This window comes from Pseudoalteromonas aurantia, from assembly GCF_005886875.1.
In the GTDB taxonomy this organism is placed as follows: domain Bacteria; phylum Pseudomonadota; class Gammaproteobacteria; order Enterobacterales; family Alteromonadaceae; genus Pseudoalteromonas; species Pseudoalteromonas aurantia_A.
Map to the genome: position 1 here is coordinate 1 of NZ_PNBY01000004.1, position 6,431 is coordinate 6,431.

5 protein-coding genes and 2 pseudogenes are annotated in these 6,431 nt (G+C 41.2%); all 7 read left to right on the forward strand.

The genetic code is table 11. The features are described from left to right. Window positions 1-109: 109 nt before the first annotated feature. Window positions 110-178: pseudogene (locus CWC18_RS21895) on the forward strand (HvfA family oxazolone/thioamide-modified RiPP metallophore); the annotation flags it as partial. 47 nt (window positions 179-225) lie between these two features. Continuing rightward, entirely contained in the window at window positions 226-1,065 is an 840-nt protein-coding gene (locus tag CWC18_RS00175) for an HvfB family MNIO-type RiPP peptide maturase (RefSeq protein WP_171040996.1), read from the forward strand. After that, entirely contained in the window at window positions 1,065-1,805 is a 741-nt protein-coding gene (locus CWC18_RS00180; RefSeq protein ID WP_138593070.1) for an HvfC family RiPP maturation protein, read from the forward strand. Before CWC18_RS00175 ends, CWC18_RS00180 begins: the two co-directional genes overlap by 1 nt. Before the next feature lie 363 nt (window positions 1,806-2,168). Beyond that, entirely contained in the window at window positions 2,169-2,714 is a 546-nt protein-coding gene (gene apt / locus CWC18_RS00185; RefSeq protein WP_010365019.1) for an adenine phosphoribosyltransferase, read from the forward strand. A gap of 1 nt (window position 2,715) precedes the next feature. Continuing rightward, entirely contained in the window at window positions 2,716-4,983 is a 2,268-nt protein-coding gene (gene dnaX / locus CWC18_RS00190) for a DNA polymerase III subunit gamma/tau (protein WP_138674435.1), read from the forward strand. Window positions 4,984-5,042: 59 nt separating this feature from the next. Beyond that, a complete protein-coding gene (locus CWC18_RS00195) occupies window positions 5,043-5,369 on the forward strand; it encodes a YbaB/EbfC family nucleoid-associated protein (RefSeq protein WP_010365021.1) in 327 nt (108 codons plus the stop codon). Between the two features lie 712 nt (window positions 5,370-6,081). Further along, window positions 6,082-6,431, forward strand: a pseudogene (locus CWC18_RS00200) (transposase); the annotation flags it as partial.

Consider the following 6,431-nt stretch of genomic DNA (forward strand, 5'->3'; position numbering starts at 1 on the left):
CGCCCCCCGGCCCGCCCCCCCCCCCCCCCATTTATTATTTCATGCAGTCGACGGCATACGAGCGCTATAGGTTTTACTCTATTTCTGACGGTAGCGCTTCCGATCTAAATGTGGCGGCGACGCAAAAGGTAAAAAAGAAGGCAAATGTGGTGAAGGTAAGTGCGGTGGTTCACACTAAGCACTGAGAGTTGGGGTAGCGCTGGCTGCCCCAAATAAGGAGAAAAGATGTTGCAGTTCCCATTAGGAAATGTCGGCTTAGGGTTAAGACGAGAAATGTTGGACGATTTTTTATTGTCTCCTCCAGCTGATTCTCAGTTTTTTGAAGTCGCCCCTGAAAATTGGTTAAAAATGGGGGGGAAATTTGGCCAGCAGTTTAAGGCACTAACTCAGCAGCATCAGTTTATTTGTCACGGCTTATCACTGTCATTAGGCTCACCAAATGCACTTGATGTGGCATTTGTTAAAGAGTTAAAACAATTCTTCGATGAACATAATATTTTATTGTACAGCGAGCACTTGAGCTACTGCTCTGGCAGTGGTCATATGTACGATCTGATGCCCATTCCATTTACTGAAGAAGCGGTTAATCATGTTGCTGATAGAATACGACGTGTGCAAGATATTTTAGAGCGCAAGATTGCGGTTGAAAATGTGTCTTATTATGCCGCGCCAGGGCAAGAGATGTCAGAGCTTGAATTTACTTTGGCGGTATTAGAAGAAGCACAATGCGATTTATTGTTAGATGTGAATAATATTTATGTTAATAGCATAAACCATAACTATGACGCGTTAGCATTTATGCAAGCAATGCCAACAGACCGAATTGCATATGGTCATGTGGCAGGCCATTTTGTCGAAGCTGAAGATTTATTAATTGATACACACGGCGCACCTGTTTGTGATCCTGTTTGGGACCTGCTTGCTAAAACATATCAGCATCATGGCGTCTTTCCAACTTTGCTAGAAAGGGATTTTAATATTCCTGATATTGCAGAGCTAAGTGCAGAGTTAAGCCATATTCATGCACTACAAGCTGCTCAACTAAATAGTAATGGGGTTGCTTAATGTCTTTTATCGAAGTGCAGCAGGCGTTTATGGCGCATATTCGCAACCCAGAGCACAATGCAAAGCCAGATGATGTGTCTGAGCGTCGAATTAAAATATATAACGATTTATTTTTTAATAATATTGAAGGATTTGTTGCTTCAGCTTTTCCTGTTTTAAAAAGTTTGTATGAAGACGCCTACTGGTCGTCAATAGTTAGGCAGTTTTTTGTTCGACATGATTGTAAAAGCCCTTACTTTTTAGATATTAGCAAAGAGTTTTTAGTTTTTTTACAGCATACATATAATGTAACTGAGCAGGACCCTGTGTTTATGCTTGAGTTGGCCCATTATGAATGGGTCGAATTAGATGTGGCAGTTTATCAGAGTACTGATGATTACTGTGATATTACAGACTGGGTATCACAGCCTTTATATTTACGCGACACCGCACGAAATTTAAGTTACACGTTTCCGGTGCATCAAATTAGTCAGGATTTCATGCCTGTTGATGCCAGTGAACAACCGCATTACTTTGTCGTATACAGAGATGCCGATGAGGAAGTGGCATTTATTTCATCTAACCCAATGACGGCATTGTTACTTAATCAGTTAGAACAACAGCCTGGTATTACATTGGCAACCTTGGTTGAAGAGGTTGCGATACAATTACCGCAATTCAGTTATGAGCAATTAAGTGCTGGTGCACAGCAAACTTTGAGTGCAATGGCTGAATTAAAAATTATTGCTTCAAAAAACTGACATTTACACCTTTATTGACTATTTCAGATAGATTATTATGTGCTCCGTTTAGTCGTGTTATTAATTAAGGTAATTACTATGTCTGAAGGTGATTTCAAAGATCCGTTCAATGCAACATACTTTTTTGCATTTCTAGCGGTGTTTGCAGTGGTTGGTTGTTTAAATGCGATTTTAGGTTGGATCAGCTTAAGCGCATAGGTAAATGACATCCAGGTGAAAAGGTTGCAATTTTGCAACCTTTTTTGTTGCTTGTTTGACCAGTTATTTAGTTTGTTTTTGATAATAGTCGCGACTGGCATTTCATGTTTGGCCATTCTTGTTATAATCACTTCTTTGATAATTTATTTAACAAAGTTCCTAATTATGACTAAAGCTAACTTGTCTTTAATTGCAGACAGTATTGCAACGATCCCTGATTATCCTAAACCAGGCATTATGTTCCGCGATGTAACAACGTTACTCGCAAACCCTGAAGCACTTAAAGCAACCATTGATTGCTTTATCGAAAAATACAAAGACCAAGGGTTCACAAAAATCATCGGGACGGAGTCTCGTGGTTTTATTTTTGGAGCGCCTTTGTCATATGCATTGGGCATTCCGTTTATTCCGGTACGTAAGCCAGGAAAATTGCCACGAGAAGTGATCAGTCAATCTTATCAACTTGAATACGGTGAAGACACACTAGAGCTCCATACTGATGCTATCGTTGAAGGTGATAAAGTATTACTCGTAGATGACTTGCTAGCAACGGGTGGCACGATTGAAGCCACAGCAAAGTTAGTTGAACGTTTAGGCGGTAAAGCGACTGACGGTGCATTTGTTATTTCATTACCAGGCCTTGGTGGTGAAGAGCGCGTTAAAGGTTTAGGTATTAACGTGTTCACCTTGGTTGAGTTCGAAGGCGAATAATATGAGTTATCAGGTCCTAGCTCGAAAATGGCGTCCGCAAACCTTTCATCAATTAGTTGGTCAAGAGCATGTTAAGCAAGCTTTGGTCAATGCATTAAATGAGCAAAGATTGCACCACGCTTATTTATTCACTGGGACTCGGGGCGTTGGTAAAACTACCATCGCCCGTATTTTTGCAAAAAGCTTAAACTGCGAGCAAGGGATCACTTCTACGCCTTGTGGGCAGTGCAGCAGTTGCCAAGACATAGAGGTTGGCAAGTTTATCGATTTAATTGAAATTGATGCAGCTTCGCGCACCAAAGTAGAAGATACCCGAGAAATTTTAGATAACGTACAGTATTCACCTACCAGAGGTCGATACAAAGTCTATTTAATAGATGAAGTGCATATGTTGTCTAAACACAGCTTTAACGCGTTGCTTAAAACGCTTGAAGAGCCACCAGAGCATGTAAAGTTTTTATTAGCCACGACCGATCCTCAAAAATTACCCGTGACGATTCTATCGCGGTGTTTACAATTTAATTTAAATGCTTTGTCTCAAAGTGAGATAACAGCTCAGCTAGAGAATATTTTACCGCAAGAGAGTGTAAAGTTTGACACTCAGTCACTACAAATATTGGCAAAAGCCGCCGATGGCAGTATGCGCGATGGTTTGAGTTTAACTGATCAAGCCATAGCACAAACAAACGGTGATCTGAACGTTGCAGCTGTACAGCAAATGTTAGGTTTGATGGATAGCCGACATGCTTTATTACTGTTATCAGCAGTGCTTTGCGAAGACGGCGCCTTAGTATTAGAAGAAGTAGCAAATATAGCACTAAAAAATGGCAATTTTGTCAGTGTATTAGACGATTTAATCGCTTTATGCCATGTGATACAACTCGCACAATTAGTCCCTCAAGCTGTTCAGTTTAGCCAATTTGAAGAAGACGATGTAGTGGCTGTAATGCAGCAAACGAATGCACAACAGATCCAGTTATTTTACCAATTGCTGCTTAATGGTAAAAAAGACTTAAAGTGGGCACCAGAGCAAAAACTGGGCTTTGAAATGGTGATGTTGCGTTTATTGGCATTTGAGCAAAGTGATATGTCTCAGCCTGTTGCACGCCAAGCTACAGAGGCTGCACCAGCGAAGTCAAAAGTAGGTGACTTAAGGGCTTTGTTTAATAAACCAGCACAGCCTGCGGTTCAGTCACAGCCTGCTACGAAGTCACCAGAACCCAAACAGCCAAGTGATGAATCTGTACGTCGCAGTTCACCTCAAGCTGATATACAGCACCAGACTCAGAATAAACCGACTGAGCAGCCTCAAACGCAAACAGCGCCCAGTGCGCATATAAATGCAGAAGTACCCAGCGCGACTTCTGTGGAAACAGCTGAGCAAGTATCATCGCATGTACCAGAGGCAGAATATGCAGAGCAAAACAGTGCGAGTGAATATAATGCGTTGATGAGTCAAGCGGTTGAACAAGGGTTTAACGAGCCTCCAAGCGCAGCTGCACCAGGCAATGAGATAGCTCAGCAACCTAATGTAGACGAAAGTTCGCTTGAGCATAAGCAAGCGAATGCGAATTCAGCGATAGCGAAAATATTGCAAAATCGCAATATTTCAGGGGCCGGTCAGCTATTACAGCCTAAAGGTGATGAGCCAAAAAAGCCGACGGCGCATAATGCGCCACAAAAACCAGAAGTAAAGCCAGCACAGACTTTTGCTAAGCCAGATAAAAAAGTGCCGTTTGCGCAAAAGCATAAAGCAAAAACAGAGAACTTAGCACCGGAGTTATTAGAACAAATATCACCAGTAAAAAAAGCGGAACCGACAACTCAGGTTATTGAACAAGTTACGATACCGGATGATTTTAGTAGCCCAATCAGTGACATTCGCTTTGCCCATCAACAAGACGAATGGGCGCACTTAATTAAGCGCATGTGTCTGGGTGGTAGAATGCGACAATTTGCGTTACATTCGATTTTTAATAAAGAACACAATGGTATTAAATTAGATGTTGATGCCTCACAACAGCATTTAGATAGCGCGATATTGCGGCAAAAGCTGATTGCTTCATTAAGTGATATTTATGGGCATGAAGTACAGGTCGATATTAATTTTGCCCCAGGCGTTATTGATTCGCCATTTTTGATCCAACAGAAAATAGATGCACAGCGTTATCAACAAGCTGTGGATGTGATTAACCAAGACGCAAATGTTGTACAGTTTGTACAAGAGTTTGCAGCGGTTATTGATGAAAACACGATTCAGGCGTTGTAATCAGTTACAATCGCCCTTATCTTTTAGCCAGTTTTGATTTGATGTAAGAGAGTATAATTATGTTTAAAGGTGGAATGGGTAACATGATGAAGCAAGCGCAGCAAATGCAAGAGCGCATGCAAAAAGCCCAAGACGAAATTAAGAATCTAGAAGTAACAGGTGAAGCGGGCGCAGGTTTAGTGAAAGTCACTATGCTAGGCAGCCACAATGTACGTCGTGTTGAAATTGACGAAAGTCTCATGGAAGACGACAAAGACATGATTGAAGATTTACTTGCCGCTGCAGTGAACGACGCAGTGCGCCGTGTAGGTGAAGCGTCAGAGAAAAAAATGGCAGACGTAACAGGCGGTATGCAACTACCACCTGGTATGAAAATGCCGTTCTAGGTGATTTTTCATTTAAATTAGTCACTTAAACGACCTCTAAGGTCGCTTGGGACACACTTGGGACATTTTGCCCTCGCTTTTTGGCAATTTTGTCCCTATGTTCCAGCTTCTCTACTTCTATCTATGTAGCATAGGTTTGTCTTATTATCCCCCCCAGTCTGTATGCCCAAGTTGTTTTGATAACCAAGTAGGATCGGCTCCTGCCATCAGCATTTGTCTAGGAAAAAATGCCTGAGTTAATATGGCGTTCTATGAGTAAGCCCTACTTTTCGTAACCAGTTAGATCACTGTTTTGGCGCGCTAGTTAATTCTGAGCGAATGCAAGGCTTGGACATTTCATTCTCAGCATGTTTTTAGCAGAAGATGTAATAGTTGCAATTAAGCCATATAAGTCACCAAAAACACTATTTCAAAACGTTTGTAGTGGGAATGGAATTAAGAAATAGCTGTATTCATTAACCAGCACACAGAAAGTAACTAACAGCCAAAGTTGACCGGTTGAGTGAAAATTGTAGGCTTGCAATTATAGAGCGATATATAAAGCGCTTTAACAAGAGTGAATTGAAGTCGTGGGCTAATTTTCCAGAATCTCAAAGTGTGGATTTTTGGGGGGATTACCTGTTGAATTTTAACTGACACCCATTCAAATTTGATTGTTTTTCATTCATCACCTATCTTTTAAATTCAGCTTAAAAGAGAGGCGTTTTCCCTCATGGCGACAGCACGTAAAAGACAAGTGAGTTTAACTGATACCAAATATTACCATTGTATTTCACGCTGTGTTCGTCGTGCCTATTTGTGTGGTGAAGATAAGGTAACAGGGCAATCTTATGAACACAGAAGAGGCTGGATAGAAGACAAACTACTGGAACTTGCCAAAGTATTTTGTATTGATGTATGTGCATATGCGGTGATGAGTAACCATACTCACACAGTGCTTTATGTAAATGATATAAAAGCTAAAAGGCTGAGTGATAAAGCGATTATTATCAGATGGCATAAGCTGTTTAAAGGCACCATACTGTCTCATAAGTTCCTTCAGGGTGAGCGGCTAGACTCAGC